Source organism: Paenibacillus forsythiae T98, from assembly GCF_000520735.1.
Classification (GTDB): domain Bacteria; phylum Bacillota; class Bacilli; order Paenibacillales; family Paenibacillaceae; genus Paenibacillus_AQ; species Paenibacillus_AQ forsythiae.
Map to the genome: position 1 here is coordinate 1 of NZ_ASSC01000411.1, position 20,871 is coordinate 20,871.

Sequence of the window (20,871 nt, forward strand, 5' to 3'; positions counted from 1 at the left end):
GAAGGCCGCAGGTTCAAATCCTGCCCCCGCAACCAATTTCATCCAAAGTTCAATCAGCCATTATTTACGATATTTTGATCAGGGCCCTTAGCTCAGTTGGTTAGAGCGGTCGGCTCATAACCGATTGGTCGGGGGTTCGAGTCCCTCAGGGCCCACTTCAACAAAACCCTTGCGCAGCAAGGGTTTTTTGCTATGTCGTGTACCCAGAGGCACGCATCTTCTATACGACGCAGCAGTGGCTGACGAGCAAAGAGGAGGCCCGCATTCGAGAAGTCGTGAAGGAGAGGCTCGCTACCCCAAAGAACGGAATCGCTCCAGCAAACCCCCAGAACTCTTCCTTTTCATCCCCGTGTGTATGGCCAGCGAGTAGACAATATAATGTACATGGCCTTACGCAGTATTCAGAAATTGCATACACTGATCTATTTCCATATTTCATTTCAAAGCTATGACCCAAAGGTATTCTTTGGGACGCACCAGAGTATTGGAAGTGGTCGCAGTTCTTAAGTAGTATTGGCCTAGTCTTCTTCTTGGCGATAAATTATTTTCCAGAAAATTCTGCCCTCCGTATTATTCAAAAAGTATTTAAGGACGCTTCTCCTGCACGATCGATGTTCAGGATACGAGATGGTTATTTTGTGAAAGCTCCATCGGCAACAATGCCATAGAATCATAAAGATAGTAGGAGTGGGACCTCTCCTCATGATCAACTCTAGAAACCATGTTCCGCGAGCCCTACAGGCTTGCAGCAATGCCGCGGTGGCTCAGCCCCATACTGTTGAGCCCTAGAATATCTCGATACTTGGCATTAGATGATATCCCATTGGTATTTATGCTTCTGATGCCGGAGGCACATTTCTTCATTTTATCATTGGGTGGCCCTCACTGATTAACTATGTGAACCCTTTGGTTACTAAATGTTCAATTTATGTATTTTTTATGTACAACATTTTTCTACACCATTCTGTATTTATTTTTGGTATAGTATGTATTATAATACATTTATTGATATTTTCCTATTTTTTGTAATCTTGTAGAGAGAGTACACGATTTGTAGTGGGCGTTAAAATCTTGCACTAATTTGTGAAAATCATTACAAAGCCTTTAATGTTTAACGGTAAGATGTCAAGTTCCTGAATCATCGGGCTATACTTCTCCATGAGTAGCTCCATAATCGCATGGCCAAAAACAGAACTTCCAACTTCGAAATGGAACGAATTGGAAGTTATCTGGTGGTAAGGTTCCAAAAAATATCATACGAGGAGAGGTAACAATGAACATGATAACCCAGGAGAGTCTCAGTGATTATTCACTGAAAATTGCCGGACTTTATCCAAAGGTAAATGACACAACCTATGTTCACAAAATGCCTGACCGCAATTACATCCACGGCGACTATGATGGTGAAGAAGTCCGCTTTATTTTCCAATCGAGAACCATGAATACGATTAACGATGACGCATTATCCCTTCTGGAACTTTGTGATGGCACACGGACAACCGAAGAAATTATTCGGGCTGTAAATCAACATTACAACTCGGGCGACGAAGCCGTGGATTTTTCCCAGGATGTTATTTCCTTCCTCTATATCTCCACGGAGATTTTCAAGAACGTGACGATTCAGGAACGAATCGCTGAAACGCCGGCTGTTCTGCAGATTACCGGAGCGAAGGACAAATATTTCCCTCAGCACTTTGCCATGGAAGTTACGACAAAATGCAATTTGACCTGCAAGCACTGTTACCGTTCCAGTTCCCCTTCAATTACTGAGAATGAAATTCCGCTGGATAAGGTCCTCAGCACGCTCCAAGAAATGTACGATGTAGGAGGCAGATTTGTCGAAATCACCGGCGGCGAGCCGTTCATTCACTCGGGCATCAAAGAAATTCTGAAGTATGCGGCTGACAAGTTCAATTTCGTCGCCATCCTGACCAATGGAACGATGGTCACTCCACAAATCATGGATTTTCTGGAGCCTTACAAGGACAAAGTTATCTGGAGCATCAGTCTGGATAGCTGCAAGGAAGAATATCATGATCAGTTCAGAGGGTTAAAAGGAGCGTTCAAGCGGACCACCAATACAATCAAACAGCTCACCGACCGAGGTTTTACCGTTCGCACCTCCATGACCATGACGCTGGACAACCTCGATCATTTTATCGATACTCTGAATTTTGTCAAGGATGATCTGAAAAGTACCTTCTTTGGCTACTCCTATGTTCTAAATTACGGACGCGGCAAAGAGATTCCTTTCCATCCAAATCCCGCCCAGGTTCAGGAAATGCTTGCTATCGATAAATACACCGAAAAAGAAGAGCTGAGCTTTTTTGTCAACAAAGTATCGGCCGAACGCTCCAATCAGCTCAAAAAAACAATGATCAACTGCGGAGCTGGCTGGCGTACGATAGCTATTGGTCCAAACGGCAATGTCAGACCCTGTGTCATGATGGACGAGAGCTTCATTACCTTGGGGAACATTTATGACAATAAGATCAACGAGATTATGGATGAACAAATAACGCCATTTTTCCATAATATCAGATGGCCTCTCGAAGCAGAATGTACCGGATGCGGTAATGAGCAGTACTGTAAATGGTGTACATACCGGGCTATGATCATAAATGTCGAACGAGTACGGCAAGGCATCGGCCTATGTAAGTGGGCGAAAAACAACCGGGTTGATCAATTTTTCGATTTTGAGCGTCTCACAGAGACGGGAGCTCCAACTTCTTCACTCGACGCGCTCCATTGCGGAGATATGAACTGTTCCGTATTTGATTGAACTGGAGGGAAAATGGTGAATCTCCTGAAAAATAGGCGGCTGCTGCGTATCCTGTCTGTCCTTGTGCTGATTCATTTAATTTTCTATATTTTATTTCAGCTGTTCGCCAAGTAAAGGCTTGTTTGTGAAAGGATGCTGCACATGCCCCAAGTTATTAAAGTTGATCGGATCTCGAAAACATTAGGCAAAAAAAAAATGCTGAACAACATCAGCTTCTCGGTGGACAGAGGTGAACTAATCGGTCTCATCGGTCCCAACGGCGCTGGAAAAACTACTCTGATCCGCGCACTCCTCGGCCTGATCCGGCCGGATGAAGGCGGCATCAACATGTTTCAATATGACCGGTTAGCCGACTCCGCTTCGGAACATATCAATCAGCGCATCGGTTTCGTGCTTGATAAAAGCGGTTTTAGCGAGGAAATGAGCGCGCTGGACAATATCATTAACTACAGCCGCTTGTATAGGGTGCACAGCCGAGATTCAAAGGCGAGAATACTGGAACTGGCGTCGCTGTTTAAAATGGAAGATCGGCTGAAGGATAAGGTCGGCGCCTTCTCCAAGGGGATGCTGCAGAAGCTGTGCATTATCCGCAGTTTGGTGCACATGCCGGAACTGCTTGTCCTCGATGAGGTAACTTCCGGGCTCGATCCCATGATGCAGATTGAGATACGAAACCTACTAGTGCAACTGACGAAGGAGCGGGGCATTACCATCCTAATGAGCTCGCATCAGTTGGATGAGGTGGAGCGGATCTGCAACAAGGTGCTCCTGATGGACCAAGGTACGCTGAAGCTTTCCGGCTCGATGGATCAGGTTCTCAAAGCTCAAACAATGATCGTATCTTTCACGTTGACGGAGGACAACGAAGATATCCAGTCAGCTATTGAAGAAATTGAAACCTCCGTTCCCGGAGTTGTCAGCACTTCAAGGGACCTGAGCACGCTGATATTCGAGTTGTCCGAATTCGATGCCCTGTTTATGATCCAGCGTAAGCTGATTGAACGCAATATTCGGTTTACAAGCATGAATGCCCAAGACAACAAGCTGGAAGATGTCTATATGAGTTTTTATAAGGTGGAGGAAGGAGAATAGCCTTGCTTCAATTAATTGCACATGGAATGCGGAACCATGTTAAAGTTAAATATTTGCTCACCCTGTTCGTGATTATGATGATCGCAATTGGTGTTCCTTTCTTCACTATTTTCAAGACGGTGGGAAAAATGATTTCTGATCCAGCATCTCCTATGGATTTAAAGCAAAGTCTGACACAATATATCGAAAACCTTTTTCTGGTCCGAATATCCATTTCCATTTTCCTGATTTCAGCCTGGTCTTTCTTCCCGAAATTATTCTGGAACAACAAAATGTCGGGTGAGGTTGAAGCTATGCTGGCTATTGGTTATTCCGCACGCAAATTATGGTTTTCAAAGGCACTAACCTCGACTCTACTTAGCATCATGGTTGCCTACCCTATCATTATCGTGTTTGACATTACGCTTCGGCTTTACCTGCATTATCATTATTCCCTGAGTTTAGCTATTGACTTACTGCCCTGGGCGTTTTCGCTTCTATTCAATCCAATCTTCATCCTCCTGATCATTCTTTATGTCGGAGGTTATCAATTGCTCACGAACGACGTGAAAAAATCTTCTTTTTCCGTCATTATCCTTGCCATTATCAACATGTCGGGGACGTTTGGCAGTCAAATGGAAAAGATTGCGTATCCAAGCCGGCCTTTTCTGATCGTCTATGGCGTGTGCTTTGTTGCACTTTTCCTATTAATCTTCAGACTATTTACATTCATGACGACTGAAAACGTGATTTACTCCAAACTGGAGAGAAGAAAACAAACCCAACAAACATCAAATCTAACGGAAGCAAACCACTATGATGGGTAAACAAGAACTGAAACGATTATACGCCTTCATGAATATGAGACTGCAATTGCTGGCTGTGTTCTTTATATTGGCAGGAACGGGCATTGGTCTGCTTATCCCTCAGGTAATGGCCTATATCATCGATGAGGTTATCGGAAAGCAGAAGTACGAGAAGCTGAGCCTGGTCATTACAGGTATGGTCTCATTGACGTTGTTATTGGCGATTACCGAGTTCATACAGAATTATTTGATCTCAAGGCTTGGGGAAGCTACCGCAAAGGAAATGAGGTCGGCCATTCACGAAAAGTCGATGCGGATTGATGCGCAATCGTTGAACAAGGTTGGAACGGGAAATGTCCTCACTATCGTCAATAGCGATGTGGCCCAAATCAATTCGCTAATCACCTCGATCGCTTCGCGGGTGCTGGTTCAAGTGATCCAATTGATTGCCATACTGGTACTTATCTTTTACCTGAATCCCAGGCTGTCCCTGGTCTCGCTGGTCACGCTGCCGATTTATTTCGGAGCCTACTTCCTGATCAAAAAAAGGTTATATGCATACGCAACAAAACGTCAACTGCTCAACTCCGAAATCACGACCTCTTTCCACGAGGATTTAACTGGAGTTGCCACCATCCAGGCCTTCCATGCCCAGCAGGCGAGACAATCGAAGCTGGACGGATTGTTGTCGGCGTTGTTCAAGAACAATCTTGCACTGTCCGTAGCCAATTCCTTTTTGGGACAAGCCGGTTCACTGGTTTCCGGTTTAGGCAATGTGGTCGTCTTGTGGGCAGGCACAAGGATGGTCATCAACCATGATATTGGCCTCGGAGATCTGATTGCAATAACATCTTATATCGGGCGGATATACGGGCCCATTCTTTCCATCGCTTCCATGAACCAGGTCATCGTTCAAGTCTCTGCTTCGACTCAGCGTTTGTTCGCCTTTCTTGACGAGCCTGTCTATGCGGATCAGTATGTTTCGAGCACTGCGATGGAAGAGCCTATTCACACCATCAGTCTGAACCGGATTACCGTCCTGGGTAACCATGGAAATGAAATCCTGAAGAATGTAAGCTTAAACCTGCTTACTGGTAAGGTGATTGCTATAGTAGGAGAAAGCGGATCGGGAAAATCCACGATCGCCCATCTCATCGCTTGTTTGCAGAATCCCGACGAAGGTCAAGTTCTGTTCAACGGGCGCCCGGCAATGGAATATGAAATGTCATCCATCCGCAAGCAAATCGGAATCGTCACCCAAACTCCCACTCTTTTTAAGGGAAGCGTTTTGGATAACATTCAACTGGGTACAGAGCAGCCTCTGGCGGAAGACTTGTCGAAGGCTTTGGCGGACAGCAGTTCCCAATTCGTATATTCCCTACCGAACGGAGTTCACACCTCAATGAGTGAAGCCGGCTTAAATTTCAGCGGCGGCGAGAAGCAACGGATCTGTCTAGCCCGTTCCCTCTTCCGGGATTACCCGATCCTGATTCTGGATGAATCAACGTCGTCCGTTGATGCAAGCAACAAGCGGCAAATTTTGAATGCCTTGTTGCAGCGACGGGAAATAGAGCAAACGATCATCATGATTACCCATACCCTTGATGATATCGAGGAGGCAGATGAAATTGTTCTGGTTCGGGACGGGTGCATTGCGGCTCAAGGCACACTACCCGAAGTGATCCATGAACTTCCGCAAGATTCTCCTTCTTTTTCACTACGGGTTCATCAAATGGCAGGTGAGAGCTGAGATGTCCCCATCCTATGCATGGCTGGACAATGACCTGCTGGGCATACATCATATGGAAAAATTGCCTCTTCGGGTCCAGCAAGGCAAAGTAAGAATCGCTTATATTGATACAGGCTGTAATATTGATGATCCCTTTTTTCAAAGCGCGAAGATTCTCTCTGTTGACATGAACGGGGAGTCTGCGGCTGACCAGGTTGGTCACGGCACTTTTGTTGGTAGCGTAATGACCCGATTGCTGGACCAGTATTCATGGCACCCTATCGAAGTGATTGCGATTCGAGCTGGCAACTCGCCGAGTCTCCCCACTGAATCCATTTGCAGGGGAATCGAACGGGCGATCAAGTTGAATGTTGATGTGCTTTCCATTGAAGCTTGCAATCTCTTTTTTCATCCAAGAATGGCCATGCTTGTAACCGCAGCTGTCTCGCGCGGAATAATTGTTATCGCGCCGGCGGGCAACTTCCTCAAGGAGCAAACAACGTTTCCCGCTTCCTTGAAGCGGGTGATCTCATGCGGCTCCTACGAACAAGCCGGGTTGGCTGAGCATTCGAATTATAACCGAGATCTGGATGTTTTGGCTCCAGGTTACCTGATACCCGGACGTTTGGCAGAGCCAGTCGCTCGGCAAATGGGCTTGAGCAAGGACGGGAACGGGCTCTGTCACCTCTCCGGCACCTCCTTTGCGGCTGCGATTCTGTCCGTACTTGCTGCGCTTGTTAAATCCGTCGATAAGCAGATTGGAGCCGCCGAGTTCCGCGATCTGCTGGACAAATCTTTGACCCGGCGCACAGAAATTGCTGTTTCAATTGGCGCTTCCTTGAATGTTCCGTTGCTGAGATTCGATGATGTCTTCACGTACATGAGCAGGCTGCCTGCACAGCGTTCTGCTGCCCCGGTGAAGATATACGACACCAAGGTATATTGGGAGGTCCGCTGCACTCCGGCCCACCGGTGGCTTCAATTGGGATTAGAGAGCTATGAGAGCGATGGCACAGCGGTACGCCTGAATGTAAGCCTCCAGATGAAGCTTCTTTATATAGACCCGTCCGAAGACCCGTCGGTGGTCTGCTCCACATCGGTCGAAGTTTCGAAAGGAGTCGCCAATATCGAGCTTCCCTTACCTGCATACGGAAGATACCGCGTTCTGCTTGTGGATCCCCGCCAGAAGGAACCTTTGAACAATACATTATTTTGGCATCGGCCGGCTAAACCTGTGGTGACTGAGGTTTCCATGGGGGACAATACCTGCTTGCTGCTGAAAGTGAAAGCTCTACATCCGGAGCTGGACATTTACTATCGGTTAGGTGATACAAGAATCGAGGTTGATCCTTCGCTAGGTCCTGTTCACGAAACATTTGCCATCCAGAAGGATGAAGCAGTAGCTCTGACCCGTGAAGACGGCAGGGGGAATTTTGTATGTTATTGCGATGGGATGTTTAGCGACATCCTGGTTATCGATTATGAGATTGAACGGAGGAGACTTGCTGATGCTTCAGGTCCTTAATATTGAATTGACGAAACAATGTAATCTGGATTGCCGTCATTGTGGAGTAAACGGTTGTTCACGCTCTAATACGAACGGTAAGGACGTGTTGGCTCTCCCTCTCCTTCGAACGATATTGGCAGATGCGCATCGACTGGGCTGCAGGCATGTCATTTACGCCGGCGGGGAGCCCTTTCTGCGTAACGATATTTATGAGATTCTGGACTGTACCGAAAAGCTCGGAATCAGTTTCTCCATTCTTTCCAATGGGGTGCTGATCGATGAGAAAGTAGCCGAACGTTTGTCTAGGTATCAAAAATTGTCCTACATCCGGCTTTCCCTCGATTATGCGGATGAGGAGAAGATGGATAACTTTCGCGGACTCGCCAATATCAGCAAACGGATCGAAGAGACGATTCAGCTTCTTGATCTGTATCGCATCCGAACCGGAATCGGCATGTCTATCATGCCGGATAACATTGGGGAGATCTTTTCGGTTGCCCAAAAAGCCAATGATTGGGGAGCATCCTTTTTCAGAGCTGTGCCGGTCATGCCTATCGGGTTGGCACAGAGTATGGACATTACGGATAGCATCTATACCAGGGCGCTTGCGGAAATGCTGAAAGCTGCGGCCAGTTATCAGCCCCACTACTTTGGCACACATTTCCTTCCGAAAGACCTTAAGGATTTATCCGGATTTATGACCGTTCCCTGCCCGGGAGGAGATCATATACTCGCCATTTCTTGCGAAGGAGACGTTTCCTTCTGTCCCTTAAGCGCATCCCAATCAACGGCAAACTTATTCAATGACACCCTGGAGCAAGCTTTTCAGCGTACGAAAGAGGCCAAGTTTTGCATTCAAAGCATGATCTTAGGGGAGCATTCCTCATGCATTGGCTGCGAAGAGTCACAGACTTGCCGCGGTGGCTGCATGGCCGAAAGATTGTCCCGGGACATTGACTTCACTGATCCTCAGCCTGTTTGTATCAAACAAGTTTGGGAGAACACGATGTCATCGGTCGAGACAAGCCGGGATTTGTTCCGCACCGTGAACAACATCGTTAATTCGTACAGCACTTCTAGACAAATGCAGACGAATATGTGTACCCGTTCCCTCCCGATCTGGTGGTTCCCATTGAAGGGAGCCCAGCAGCCTGCCGCCAGCAGCGGCAGAGGTTAGCCAGGTACTCTCCATCCCTTCTGCCTGAGATCAGAAGGGCATGGAAGTTAATATATATTTGTTTGAACCTGAGAGTACTTGAATACGCAATGAAAGGAGGATACCAAATGTTTAAACCTGAATATGCTGAAGTTCAATGGGGCTGGTGCAACGGCTGCAGTGTATGTCAAGCTTGTAATGCTTGTATGACATGCGCAGCCTGTGCGGTATGCTTGCTGGACGGACCGGTGCCTGATGCTGAAACCGTCGGTGTTGGCGCTCTGGGTGAGGTTGGGAATGTGGGACAAGTGGTGAGCGTAGCATCCTGGTAATCGTTCATAAGAATATCTGGTAATTATCCATAGTTTCGGGTTAAGATGGAAGACTGGCCTCTTCCATCTTTTCTTCATGCTGATTCAGATCAAATTTCCCTTTTAAGGTAAAACCAGGTTCCCTCAACTGCAACTAATTCCCAACCATCGCGGCCCAAATCATTTAAAGAATCCTCGACCTTTTGATTCAGTTCGCCTTTGTCAGACTTGAACAGATGCTTGAACTCTCCGACAATATTGACACAGCGATATTCGAGTTTTTTCACGGTACTCCTCCTTTGCTTGGAATTCCAACTATATACATTTTACTAATAAACTCCGTCTGCTAGCAAGTTTATTCCAATTAGCGCAGCTTGTTTTTGTTCCGCTTACCCGACACAGAAGCATCGCCGCGCTCATGTAAATCGAACCCGGGTGAGCCCGATCAATCCCCTATACTCACTCTCCAAATATAATCCTGAATTTCGAAATCCTACAATATCAGGGCATCGTTGCTAGGCAGGAGCCATCAAGCATGTAATATGTGGACAACTGAAAGCTGATGACAAAGCCGTACCTGTCTACAGGCGGATTGGAGAAGGGGCTTGCATTCAAATATTCTTCGAATACTCAGTCCCGATTACAGGAAACACAGCATAAAGAAAAATGCAAAAATCAAACGCATGTACCAGCCTATACGGGGAAAAAGATATTAAGCAGTGCATACCTCCTTTTATTGAGTATGCGGATGGAAAAGGTGATTGTTCCATTGCTCAAGTGAGCTCCTGGAACGCCGCAAGCCGGTTGCTGGCTGTTCTGGAGAAGGCTCAGCGGCAACCGGCATCATACACGCGGCTGGTCTTCGCGAAATGTGGTGCTCTAAGCTTATACTTATTTCTTACGAGCCTTCGCTATAAATACCGTCATACAACTTAGTGTGGTAGCAACAAATAACAGGGTAATAGCCACAATGTTCGCAGTATCCAACTCAACACCTCCTATGAAGCGATAATATTTTAGGGAAAACAAGAAATATATAGTAAATTATAAAAGGCGTGGTATCACGGAGCAACCCATGTAATCATATTGGACGGCTCTTGTTTATCTTTTCAAGTTTACAAAGACATTTTTATGAAAAAAACATCGCCATGTATTTAAAAATCAGTTTATCTTGAGTAATCAGCAAAGTAAGTTAAGAATACCGCCTATAAGCAACAATGAGCCAAGTATTATGGAGATTGCTCCACCAAACTTTATTGAGCCTATATAGGCGCCGCTTGGCTCCGAGTCACCCTTCACTTTCCATCCTTCACTCCATGACCAGCCAAATGTTGGTTTGCGAATAGAAAATATACCGAACGCGATTATTAGAAGTCCGAGGATATTGAGGAAAATTCCAAAAAGCAACATGAATCATCTCCTTTATATTAGCCGAATCCACTGGCGCAGCTGAGAATCGTCACCGCTTCCTCCTGCATGGCCGGCAACACATTATTTTTGTCTGTGCATACGCTGATTAGGAATAACAAATTGGAGGCGACAACCGATGAGCTTGCAACCCGCCGGATATCAGCAACAGGTTCTGTTTAAAGCCAACCCCGCTTCAATTGAGTCGTTAAAGTCCCTTAGAAACCATCTGCATCATATTTGCCGCACTCATGTCAACCGTTATGTAAGGATTGAGACGATCGATGGTCAAGTTTTTGTCGGGAGAATCGTTCATTGTGAACGAGGATTATTAACATTGGCCGTTCCCCGTCCAGGAGGACAACGCAGTGTGTTTGGAAGTCCATACAGCGCCCAGGATGAGCTTATTTTAACCCTTGTCCTTTACGAATTACTAGTTATTACTTTATTGTACACCTAAGTGTAAAAAGAGCCTACGCGATGTAGGCTCATTTTCATGAAGGAGTCTGACCTAAAAAGTCTTAAGGACAATGACCAGCAGAATATACAGCACCAGGATTACAGTAGCAGAGGTGTACATTGCACTAACCGGGTAATTGCTCATGAGTTCTCCTCCTTTTGGGTTCTACACTAGTATATGCCTTTCCCTTATCGGTGCGAGGACTATGGCCTAATTGAAGGGAAAGAAGACATTTACGTATCGCCAAAAACCATGAGGACATTCGGCCGTACCTTGTCCGGCAGGATTCGTTCAGGATGAAGACGGAGCGCCGGTTAAGTCCTCGATATCCGTTGATCCAAAAATAAGCAAAGCAATAACGATAATGAGAAGAATGTTTCCGGCAAAACTTTCTCCGTCGAAGCTGCTCATTCGGTTGCCCACCTTCTTTGTGAAATTATTTGTTGTTCCCTGTTTTCTTTTTCAATGCTTCCATTAGATCGTTCAGGGTTAAGCTGCCGTTATCATTCATGAAGTTAAGCAGCTTTTCCACATTGCTGTCGCTTAGATCACTCAGTTTTTTGTATCTGCCCACCAGGCTGACAAAGAGAGAAGCGTCAGTGTACAACTGAACGGAATCGACTTTAAGCTTTCCGGTCAGCAACAGGGCGGCCACGGTTAACTCAAGCCCTTTATTTTCCTTTAGCACGGAAGCCGTAGTTTTCTTTTTGGAGCTTGAATGATTGTTATTGCGTTTTCCGAGAGGGGCCATGATTGTCCCTTCCTCCCCAAGCTTTTTCTTCAAAAAGGATATTCGGCGCATCCTCTGTACCACAATTTATGCTTGCTTGCAGCTTTGTGTTAATAGAGCGATCCCATTCTGTCTGCAGCCTGCCTTCTCACCACCGCGCCCCGCGTCTTTCTGGCCAACAGCCTCTTGGCTTGGCAACCTGCAAGTGTACGGCATGCTGCCGGATTTTCACTTATTCCCGCTCCAAACATACTTTGAACAAACGGCTTGAAAGGGGGGAACCGAATGGATCTTATCTGGATATTGATTATCGGCGGACTGATCGGCTGGTTAAGCGGCAATCTGATTGGCCGGGACGTGCCCGGGGGGATTGCCGGCAATATCGTTGCCGGTTTCGTCGGATCTTGGCTGGGAACGGAGTTGCTTGGCGCTCGTGGGCCGGTCATAGGAGGATTTTATGTTGTGCCGTCGATTGTCGGCGCTATTCTGGCGCTGCTTATTTTTTTCGCGATTGCGCGCGGCGACGGCCGCCGAAGATGATAAACGGGGGATAGAACCAGAAGCTGCTGAAAACCGGGTATCCACGATACCCGCCCAGTACCTACCTAAGCCTGCCTTAATAGAATGTTGTGATTCGCATAATTTTAAGGAGGAGGCACGCGGCAGATGCAGAAGAAAAGACCGGCCGTAAAGAAGAAAGCAAGACAGGCACAAAGACACGTCCATGAATTTGAAGGCAGCACGAAGCTGGCTGAAGAAGGCGCGGATCGGCACAACCATCGCTTTGCAGGCGTTACAGGGCAGGCTATTCGGGTGGGAAACAGTCATGTCCATGAAATTGATCTCGAAAGAACGGATTTCCTGGACCATTTTCATAATCTGAGAAGAATTAGAACGGGACCGGCTATTCCGGTCGGAAATGGCAAACACGTCCACTTTGTAACAGGCCGAACCACATTAAACGATGGTCACACCCACCCGTTCAATTTTGCAACATTGATTGAATCGCCCCTCACTTAAGGGTTGAATCGTCCTGGGTATTCAGGTCGACCGGAAATGGCCGGTTGGCCTTCTTGCCGTGTCATTATGGTGAATTAGGCACTCGCCGGTGTATGGGTGAATACCCTGTAACCGTGATTAAACCTTTAATAAGGCGGTGTTGGTTCGAAATGTATTATCAACCCTATGCTATTCCCCGGCCCGTATCGGTCAACTGGTCGTTTTATCGCAACGACGATATGGTGCTTCAACTAATCGAGCAGTCCATTCAAGGGGAGCGAAATGATGAACTGTTCTATGATTTTCTCATCAAGCTTGCCCCTACTTCGCAAGAGAAAGAGATCATAACAGGCATCCGTGATGACGAGAGGAAGCACCGGGCCATGTTCAGAGCCTTGTATACCCAATTAACCGGCAAGGCTCCCGCTGTGACCGAAGAAGCTTCAGAACAACTGCCGTCCAGCTATCTGGCGGGGATTGAAACGGCTTTGCTCGGCGAATTAAAGGCTTTTGAAAAATACCGCACTCTCTATCTGCATATTAATCCCCGGTATCGGGATTGGATATTCGAAATAATGACCGACGAAATGAAGCATGCAAGCTACTACAACTGGCTGTATGCCAAGAACAAGTAGATGGTCAAGCATCCGTAGAGTTCATTTCCGTTTTGCCCATACGTTATATTTTCCTTTGACATATCTTATGTTGTATTCAATTGCAGAGGAGGTTTTCGATCATGGGTGCTGATTGCGGTTGCGGTGATGTTGGCGGAGCGGGTTATGGCCCGGTAGGCCCTTGGACTTCGACAGGAGCGATCCTGGTTCTCTTCATCCTTCTTGTTATTATCACTAAAGCCTGTTTGTTCTAACAGCAATAACCGGTGCAGCCCCTTCAAGCTTGGCTTGGAGGGGCTATGTTATTTGCTATTTGATGATGAATTCGACCCGTGTTCCATCCGGGTACTGCTCCAGCTGATTGCCGACCCAACTGCCTGCACCCCGGTTGTCCGCCGGCGATATGTATGCGATGTCCGCCCCCGCTCCGCCTTCCTTGCACATAGCCATAGGCCATTCATCGCGGTCGTAGCTCTTTTTGGAAGGGACGCCTTTTAAGGATTCCTTGCGGTTCTCTTCGGCTCCGCTGCGGTCAATCGTACATATTCTGGACTCACCCTGATCAATGGCCTCCTCGATATGCTCTGCTGTCTCCGGGTATTCGTCTGCCGGGAAGATCAGCCGCACCACCTCCGAATCGGAAGAAGGAGAGTCCTCGAAGTTCCAGCCGTTTCTCTCAGCCAGGTAAGACAGCAGCAGAAGCAGTAAAATCATGACCAGAAGATGGGTCGGTGACTTTCGTGTTCGCTTTCGTCTACGCACTTTAATCTCCTTTCATAAAGGTATATTTCATTATAATTCATTCGGGCAATCCGTCACAGATGATTCCTACTTTTTTCAGTTGCGCATTTCGACAATTTTTTCTATCCTTTTAACAGGAGGGATAGTATACATGAGAACAGCCTTACTGGCGGGCGCCGTGATATCACTTGTACTGCTTGGCGCCTGCAGCGGAGGAACGCCGTCTGCATTGACCCATGAAGAAGTGCAGGAGAGCGTTCAGCAATTGTACGACGAGGTGTCGACACTCGACCAGAGTGCGAAATCGTCCCTGGATGATTTTAATAAAGCGCTCGCTTCCTATTCCGGAGGCACATTGGCGGCTGGTGAGCTGGAGAAGGCCCTCCAGAAGTTTCAGGACACCGCATCCGATTTATCGGACAAGGCTGATGACATAGAGATTTCGTCTGGACTGCCGGATGATGTCGAGAAGCTGTTGCTTGAAGCCAAGGACTCTTTCCAAAAAGCCTACGAGATCAAAAAGGAAGCCTCAGAAAGCGCCGATTCGCCGGGTGTAACCGCCGAGCAGTTCGATCAGATGAATAAAAATGCGGACATTGTTATGCTGTACGGTATCTCCAAGCTTAATGAGGCTAAAGAAGCGGTCGGGTTGCCGGATATGAAGAACAGCAAATAGACTCCGGATCAACCGTACGAACGGGAAGGCGCGAGAGCGGCGGAAGCTGTCAGCGCCTTTTTCGCTGTTATTTTTTCCTTGTTGATTAAAGAGCCGGAAAGCGGATATAATACAAACATACGTTCCTGTTTTTCGGGTGCAAAAATTTTTTCTGAAAAAGGAGGCGAATCCCTTTGGGCAAGAAGCTGGAGGGAAACGGGTTATGGGAGAGCAGCCGCATGATGCTGCCTGAGCACAAGAGCCGGATTCTGGAGGATCGGAAGGAGATGCTGCGCCGGCAACAGCCGGTGCTTGATGACCAGAAGCAGGAAGAGATGGAGAGAATGCTCATGCTGTCACTGAGGGAGCATGTCCGGGTAACCGTTGTTCTGTTCGGTTCTTTTGAGGATGTAAGACTGAGCGGATTCGTTACGTCCATTCACGCCCACACGCGTGAAATCAAGCTGCAATGGGCGGATGAATGGAAATGGATCGGACTGGATTGCATTATCGATGTGTATCCCGGATGAAAGCGGGGCTAACGAACTGCCCGGATGACAGTCCGCGCCCGTCTGTCCAGATTCGGCAACAGGATGCTTATGCAACCTGTACGGCCCGGGTTCGGGGTTAACGTTCCCGCCCTTCGTTCTTCTCATAGGCGATCAGCGTAACGGGGCTGCCCGTCAATTGCGCGATGCTGGCTTCGGCGCTGCGAATAATCTCGATAGCATCGTCCCGCTCCTTTAGAGCTGCAATTCTGTAACTGTCGCTGTGTATGTCCATGGTTGATCCCACCTTTCCCAAGATTAGTGTTCCCGGCAACGGATGAATAATTCACAGGCTCTGCATAGAGCGGGGGCAATGGGGAGAAGCTAACAGCGACTAACTTAACAGGAGGGACACACCTTTGAAAAAGAAGCTGATGGCTAGCCTTGCTTGCAGCGCTGTTGTATCGATGAGTCTGATGGGTGCAGGTTATGCGGACCATGTATCCGCAGCCGCAGAAAGAAGCGTAACGATTAGCGGTACTGAAATGACCGCTAACCGGACAGTGTATCCTACAGGCACTGGTACGACTTACACCAACGACAATACGATTAACGGCCGCACAGACGGGACCGTTACTCCGCTGGGCACTACGCGTACCGGAACATACCGAGCTGCCAACACGGCGCCCCGCACGAACTACTCCAACTGGGGATGGCTTGGTCTGCTGGGCCTGTTCGGTCTGGTGGGCATGAGAAACAGAAGCGGCGAACGCCGTTAATTAAGAGCAAGGGCAATGCCCGTATCCGGTAAGGTGCCGGTGCGGGCTATTGTTCCATTCAATTGCAGAAAAGCTGATGCACCGAAAAAACAAAGATGAAAATTAGATTGCGCGATATCCGGAATCATGATATTATATATCTTGTCGCGTCACGCGCATGTATGTCATTTTACCCTTGCCGGGGTGGCGGAATTGGCAGACGCACAGGACTTAAAATCCTGCGGTAGGTGACTACCGTACGGGTTCGACCCCCGTCCTCGGCATACATAGGTTTTACCACTTTGTATAGGTGGTATCTAACCAGAATACATAAGGAGTCCTGTGTGGTTAAAAGCCACATTAGGGCTTTTTTTGTTACACACAGGATTCATCAAAAACTCTCGGCTTCTTTCGCAACGATGTACCTACTTGAAATGATTATTACAGTAGGACGAAACGAAAGGAGTCATGTACAACATGGCGAGAGCAAGAGTATTAAGAATCAGTGAACACATACCCACTACGTTGGAGGAAACACTAGAACAGTTCATGTCATGGAAAAAAGCACAGGGGCTTAGTAAACATACGCTCGATGATTATAAGCGGCATGTGAATCAATTCTATAATAAATACCCTAATGCTTTCGGTTGTCAGCCCCACCAGTTGGAAAAGTGGCTCTGTGAATACTTCGCAGAGAATATCAAACCTGCAACCTATAACAATCGACTGGTCTATTTACGAGCCTTCTATGATTGGTGCGTGGATAAGACAGGGCTATTCAATCAGAATCCATTACAAGGCTTTAAAAAGCGTAAAGCAGAGGGTAGGGTGGTACAACACGGCGAGGAGACCTTAATAGCCCTTATCAACGCACCTGATAAAAAGACGTATGCAGGACTCAGAGACTTCGCTTTAATCATTCTCACGCTTGATACTGGAATCCGCCCCAAAGAGGCGTTCTCGTTGCTTCCTGACGATTTCAATGGAAGAGCAAGCGAACTATACGTAAGAGCAGAGAACGCCAAGACACGGGTTTCTAGAACGCTCAATATAAGCCCTCAGACTGCTAAAGCCATAAGTGAACTAATTGCAAGTCGACCGAAGGAATGGAAGAGAGGAACGCCAATATTCTGTACGAATGAAGGCCGTTTCCTAACACGGCATACATGGGGAGATCGTATGGAAATGTACTCGAAGCAGATAGGGGTTAAAATCATCCCTTATGACCTCCGTCACTCATATGCAATCGGATTCCTTCGAGGGGGCGGCAACGCCTTGGCTCTACAACGGTCTTTAGGACACACAGACCTCACTATGACCAAACGATATGTAAATCTTGCAGAAAGTGACATGAAGGAGCAACATGCGATGGCTTCGCCGCTTAACAGACTCCTGCCAGTCAAGAAAAGAGCAGGTAAGATAGGCTGAACTTATTTCGCCCCGATTATGGGGCGTTTTTTCTTAGGAGGGGAAATAGAAGTTTTAGGGATAGGATAGTAAAAATAAAAATCCACTACAAGTTTACCGTCACTGCTCATTCTACAGGTTAGTTTACATTGACTGAACACTCAAGCGATGGGGAGAATTGTTCACGTTGCGGAAGGACGATGAATTGAGAGATTTATTGATGTAGTTAAGGTGGGAACTATCCCTCCTTTTAGATTTAAATATGACCTGGAAAGAGTTTGAAGATTTTCGGCAAATTATGGGTATATTTCTTAGGTCCCTCTTGTGTCTTTGATAGCTTCCAGTTTGAATGATTTCAAGTTTGTCATTAAGTGAGAGCCGTGCAATTGGGATAGTACTCTTTTTGTTTAGAAACTTTTTGAATGCTAAAAAATGATACAATTATTATGAGTATTCATTGAGGGAATGATTTCCCAAAGGAATCCCGTATGAGATAATTAAGAAGCTAGGTGTAATTAACGAATATTTATTTTTACTAAATTGGGGGTTAAGGGATGGCACAACAAGTTCGTCTCACAATGCGGAAATTAATAAAATCAGGGTATTTTCCGAACGAGGTTGTTCCAGGATTTAATACTGAGGATCTGGCTAACGCCTACAACTCCATTGTTTCTTCCATAACAAATTTGAATAAAAAAAGCAAAAGTTGTTTTCATTCAATACCTAGAGTAAAGCATGCAAGAAGAATGATAGCTATTCCAAATCCATACAATCAACTACTTTTATTCAAAGAAGTTTTTGATAATTGGCAGGACATTAAGAGATTCCTAAAAAAGTCGAGTTTTTCACTGACAACACCACTAGTATTAAAAGGTTCTAAGCGAGCTTTTACAAGGGCTTCAGAATTCGGTGATATAGTATCACACCGTTTAGAATGCTCTACAAATTATAAATATATGCTAAAGACAGATATCTCCAGGTACTATTCGACAATTTATACTCATAGTATACCTTGGGCTTATCATGGAAAAGCAATTGCAAAACAAAATATACATAATAACAATCTGCTTGGAAATAAACTAGATAAGTACGTACGTAATACTCAGGATCAACAAACAATTGGAATTCCGATTGGTCCCGATTCTTCTTTAATTCTTTCTGAAATAATTGGAAGCGCTATGGACCAAATGCTTAAGAGCGAATTTCCCAGACTAAAAGGAATAAGATACATTGATGATTTTTTCTTTTTTTTCGATAACTACGCAGATGCACAAGATGCTTTAATGAAATTACATAGAATAACAAAAGAATTCGAATTAGAACTAAATCCAGAAAAGACAGAAATACTAGAGTTACCCGACAACTTAGAATATGAGTGGGTTTCCGAGATTCGAGATTTTCAATTTACTCCAAATAGACCGAAGAAGCAGAGGACTGAGTTAATTACATTCGTAAATAGAATGATACAACTAGCAAAGAAATTCGAAGATAGCTATGTTATTAAATACGCTTTATCCATGTTAAAAAAAATATTGGTTCATTCAGATAATTGGTCACTTTATGAGTCACTATTATTGAATGTCATAATGTTTGAAGCAAGCGTTCTGCCAGCCGTCACTGAAATATTATTAGTTTATAAGCAATCAGGATATCAATTGGACACTAAAAAAATAGAATCCACCCTTAATACAATCATTAGCTACAATTCAAAACTGAATCAAGCATATGAAGTATCCTGGGGGTTATGGTTAATAAAGTCACTTAACTTAAAAATAACTCGCTCAACAGCAAAGGAAATTTCAAAGGTTGATGATGTCCTGGTAGCAATCATTTCGTTAGACATGAGGGCGAATGGGAGTATCCCTAATGGATTAGATGATACTTTGTGGGCGAGTTATTTGAGTGTTGATGATCTATACGGCGATCACTGGTTAATTGCGTATGAGGTTGTAAAGAAGGGGTGGATACCATTACCAGGTGGCGTTAATTATTTGCTGAACGATGCATTCTTTTCATCGTTATTCAATAATGATGTTGAATTTTATAATTCTAATTTACAAGTTACATTACCAATTCTTGTTCAACAAACTAATACTAACAATATAAGAACCAATAATATACCTGGGCGAATTGGGGCTGTAATTGGTGGTGGAGCAGGAGGGTATTGATTACCCCTCCCAATTTTCAAATAATTCAAAAGATGTAAATTGGATTAATTCAGAAATTACATTCTCTAAGGAACAAGGAATTCCTACCAGGTAGGAACTTTGGTAACTTAAAGGGTAATAATATTAGGCGAATACTGATACATTATATTCTTATCCATTTTACGCACCCTGCACATGTGGAGTGCTGTTCACTGTTAGTGCGGAGGGACAATTAATCAGGGATGTATTGGCGTATAACATGAAGTGGACTCTTGTCCGCTTCTTTTTTTGTCTAAGTTAGATCAAGGAGTGAGAACTAGGTACTTAGATACAACTACTCTGTCTTTTATATGAACATTACTAAGTTCTTCCTATATGGGTTATGGGAATTGAAGGAATATGACTTTTTATGTCGAAGTATGAATTACAGTATCTTTCCAATATTGGGGGAGTCTTCATGAAGCAACTGACTATTCGTGCACGAAACCTTATATACAAATTTAATTTAAGCCATTCACACGTGATTACTGAAAAAATTGGAATGACTCTTAATTATGAGGAAGGAAATTACAGGCAAAGCGAATTAGTTCGAATTATCCGAGAAGCAGTTGTTCACTTTGCGTTGACAAAGAAGGAAATACAAAAATATAAAGACGATGATGATTTCGGTGAGATGCAAAGGAAAGCCTGGGAGAGGATATCAAAAGCACATAAAAACTCAAAAGGTGATTATGGGGAACTGTTGTTATTTATTATTTTGACTATTTTCTTTCCGTCAGAAAAATTTGTAACTAAAGTCAGGCTCAGAAGTTCAACAAAAGACCAAATTAAAGGCTTTGATTGTGCGCATTTTTCAATAGAAAACGGAAAAGCCGTATTATGGCTTGGAGAAGCTAAATTCCATCAACAGTTTAGCGGAGCTATAACTGATGCGATAAAGTCCATTCATGAGCACTGCAAAATTGACTACCTACGAGATGAGATCAGTATCTTAGGTTCAAATATTGAACTAAATGAGTCGTTTCATGAGTACGATAAAATAAACGATATTCTCAATGGTGGGGTTACATCTATTTAGCCCCTATTTGAACTTGGACAGTACA

At 45.3% G+C, this 20,871-nt stretch carries 22 protein-coding genes and 2 tRNA genes; 19 read left to right on the forward strand and 5 right to left on the reverse strand.

Annotation, left to right across the window (positions count from 1 at the left end; translation table 11 throughout):
* The first annotated feature begins 81 nt into the window (after positions 1 to 81).
* The 7 genes from L692_RS0113090 (at position 82) to L692_RS0113125 (ending at position 9,072) form a co-directional block, all read left to right on the forward strand.
* Positions 82 to 155: transfer RNA gene (locus L692_RS0113090), tRNA-Ile, on the forward strand.
* A 1,118-nt stretch (positions 156 to 1,273) separates the two neighbouring features.
* Complete coding sequence (locus tag L692_RS0113095; RefSeq protein WP_025700519.1) at positions 1,274 to 2,782, forward strand: radical SAM/SPASM domain-containing protein; 1,509 nt, start codon at positions 1,274 to 1,276, stop codon at positions 2,780 to 2,782.
* 141 nt (positions 2,783 to 2,923) lie between these two features.
* Positions 2,924 to 3,874, forward strand: a complete 951-nt coding sequence (locus L692_RS28720; RefSeq protein ID WP_025700520.1) for an ABC transporter ATP-binding protein — start codon at positions 2,924 to 2,926, stop codon at positions 3,872 to 3,874.
* Between the two features lie 2 nt (positions 3,875 to 3,876).
* Positions 3,877 to 4,680 carry a hypothetical protein gene (locus tag L692_RS0113110; protein WP_025700521.1) on the forward strand — a complete coding sequence of 268 codons (804 nt, stop codon included), beginning with the start codon at positions 3,877 to 3,879 and terminating at the stop codon, positions 4,678 to 4,680.
* The gene (locus L692_RS0113115) at positions 4,670 to 6,409 is read left to right on the forward strand and encodes an ABC transporter ATP-binding protein (RefSeq protein ID WP_025700522.1); all 1,740 of its coding nucleotides are present in this window, start codon (positions 4,670 to 4,672) and stop codon (positions 6,407 to 6,409) included. Before L692_RS0113110 ends, L692_RS0113115 begins: the two co-directional genes overlap by 11 nt.
* 1 nt (position 6,410) lies before the next feature.
* Entirely contained in the window at positions 6,411 to 7,913 is a 1,503-nt protein-coding gene (locus tag L692_RS0113120; protein WP_025700523.1) for a S8 family peptidase, read from the forward strand.
* On the forward strand, positions 7,897 to 9,072 hold the full coding sequence (locus L692_RS0113125) for a radical SAM/SPASM domain-containing protein (protein ID WP_025700524.1): 1,176 nt from the start codon (positions 7,897 to 7,899) through the stop codon (positions 9,070 to 9,072). The genes L692_RS0113120 and L692_RS0113125 overlap by 17 nt, the downstream gene beginning before the upstream one ends.
* A 400-nt stretch (positions 9,073 to 9,472) precedes the next feature.
* Here L692_RS0113125 and L692_RS32720 read toward each other — a convergent pair whose 3' ends face one another.
* Both L692_RS32720 and L692_RS0113140 read right to left on the reverse strand, forming a co-directional pair.
* Entirely contained in the window at positions 9,473 to 9,649 is a 177-nt protein-coding gene (locus L692_RS32720) for a hypothetical protein (RefSeq protein ID WP_198027755.1), read from the reverse strand.
* Positions 9,650 to 10,541: 892 nt separating this feature from the next.
* Positions 10,542 to 10,772, reverse strand: coding sequence for a DUF6199 family natural product biosynthesis protein (locus tag L692_RS0113140; RefSeq protein WP_025700525.1), 231 nt, complete (start codon positions 10,770 to 10,772; stop codon positions 10,542 to 10,544).
* 136 nt (positions 10,773 to 10,908) lie between these two features.
* On the opposite strand from L692_RS0113140, the gene L692_RS0113145 reads away from it, so the two are divergent.
* Positions 10,909 to 11,229, forward strand: a complete 321-nt coding sequence (locus L692_RS0113145; protein WP_025700527.1) for a hypothetical protein — start codon at positions 10,909 to 10,911, stop codon at positions 11,227 to 11,229.
* A gap of 436 nt (positions 11,230 to 11,665) precedes the next feature.
* On the opposite strand, the gene L692_RS0113160 is transcribed toward L692_RS0113145, so the two are convergent.
* Positions 11,666 to 11,980: a hypothetical protein gene (locus L692_RS0113160; protein WP_025700529.1), complete on the reverse strand. Its 315-nt coding sequence runs from the start codon at positions 11,978 to 11,980 to the stop codon at positions 11,666 to 11,668.
* 264 nt (positions 11,981 to 12,244) lie between these two features.
* On the opposite strand from L692_RS0113160, the gene L692_RS0113165 reads away from it, so the two are divergent.
* The 4 genes from L692_RS0113165 to L692_RS33530 all read left to right on the forward strand — a co-directional run bounded on the left by L692_RS0113165 (position 12,245) and on the right by L692_RS33530 (position 13,826).
* On the forward strand, positions 12,245 to 12,499 hold the full coding sequence (locus tag L692_RS0113165) for a GlsB/YeaQ/YmgE family stress response membrane protein (RefSeq protein ID WP_025700531.1): 255 nt from the start codon (positions 12,245 to 12,247) through the stop codon (positions 12,497 to 12,499).
* 126 nt (positions 12,500 to 12,625) lie between these two features.
* On the forward strand, positions 12,626 to 12,979 hold the full coding sequence (locus L692_RS0113170; RefSeq protein WP_025700533.1) for a YmaF family protein: 354 nt from the start codon (positions 12,626 to 12,628) through the stop codon (positions 12,977 to 12,979).
* A 149-nt stretch (positions 12,980 to 13,128) separates the two neighbouring features.
* Positions 13,129 to 13,593, forward strand: coding sequence for a ferritin family protein (locus tag L692_RS0113175; RefSeq protein ID WP_025700534.1), 465 nt, complete (start codon positions 13,129 to 13,131; stop codon positions 13,591 to 13,593).
* Positions 13,594 to 13,694: 101 nt separating this feature from the next.
* A complete protein-coding gene (locus tag L692_RS33530) occupies positions 13,695 to 13,826 on the forward strand; it encodes a YjcZ family sporulation protein (protein ID WP_232238784.1) in 132 nt (43 codons plus the stop codon).
* 55 nt (positions 13,827 to 13,881) lie between these two features.
* Here the strand turns inward: L692_RS33530 and L692_RS0113185 are convergent, their stop codons facing one another.
* Entirely contained in the window at positions 13,882 to 14,334 is a 453-nt protein-coding gene (locus L692_RS0113185; protein ID WP_036723551.1) for a NucA/NucB deoxyribonuclease domain-containing protein, read from the reverse strand.
* 130 nt (positions 14,335 to 14,464) lie between these two features.
* On the opposite strand from L692_RS0113185, the gene L692_RS0113190 reads away from it, so the two are divergent.
* Both L692_RS0113190 and L692_RS0113200 read left to right on the forward strand, forming a co-directional pair.
* Positions 14,465 to 14,989, forward strand: coding sequence for a hypothetical protein (locus L692_RS0113190; RefSeq protein ID WP_025700536.1), 525 nt, complete (start codon positions 14,465 to 14,467; stop codon positions 14,987 to 14,989).
* A gap of 173 nt (positions 14,990 to 15,162) precedes the next feature.
* Positions 15,163 to 15,498, forward strand: coding sequence for a YolD-like family protein (locus L692_RS0113200; RefSeq protein WP_025700538.1), 336 nt, complete (start codon positions 15,163 to 15,165; stop codon positions 15,496 to 15,498).
* Between the two features lie 97 nt (positions 15,499 to 15,595).
* On the opposite strand, the gene L692_RS32725 is transcribed toward L692_RS0113200, so the two are convergent.
* Positions 15,596 to 15,751: a hypothetical protein gene (locus tag L692_RS32725; RefSeq protein WP_198027756.1), complete on the reverse strand. Its 156-nt coding sequence runs from the start codon at positions 15,749 to 15,751 to the stop codon at positions 15,596 to 15,598.
* Between the two features lie 124 nt (positions 15,752 to 15,875).
* Between L692_RS32725 and L692_RS0113210 the strand changes: the two genes are divergently transcribed.
* The 5 genes from L692_RS0113210 (at position 15,876) to L692_RS0113230 (ending at position 20,846) form a co-directional block, all read left to right on the forward strand.
* Positions 15,876 to 16,235, forward strand: coding sequence for a WGxxGxxG family protein (locus tag L692_RS0113210; RefSeq protein WP_025700540.1), 360 nt, complete (start codon positions 15,876 to 15,878; stop codon positions 16,233 to 16,235).
* Positions 16,236 to 16,412: 177 nt separating this feature from the next.
* Positions 16,413 to 16,498 (forward strand) — tRNA-Leu (locus tag L692_RS0113215).
* A 193-nt stretch (positions 16,499 to 16,691) separates the two neighbouring features.
* Entirely contained in the window at positions 16,692 to 17,642 is a 951-nt protein-coding gene (locus tag L692_RS0113220; protein ID WP_025700542.1) for a site-specific integrase, read from the forward strand.
* Positions 17,643 to 18,175: 533 nt separating this feature from the next.
* On the forward strand, positions 18,176 to 19,789 hold the full coding sequence (locus L692_RS0113225; RefSeq protein WP_025700543.1) for an RNA-directed DNA polymerase: 1,614 nt from the start codon (positions 18,176 to 18,178) through the stop codon (positions 19,787 to 19,789).
* A gap of 436 nt (positions 19,790 to 20,225) precedes the next feature.
* Complete coding sequence (locus tag L692_RS0113230) at positions 20,226 to 20,846, forward strand: HamA C-terminal domain-containing protein (protein WP_198027757.1); 621 nt, start codon at positions 20,226 to 20,228, stop codon at positions 20,844 to 20,846.
* Positions 20,847 to 20,871 lie beyond the last annotated feature (25 nt).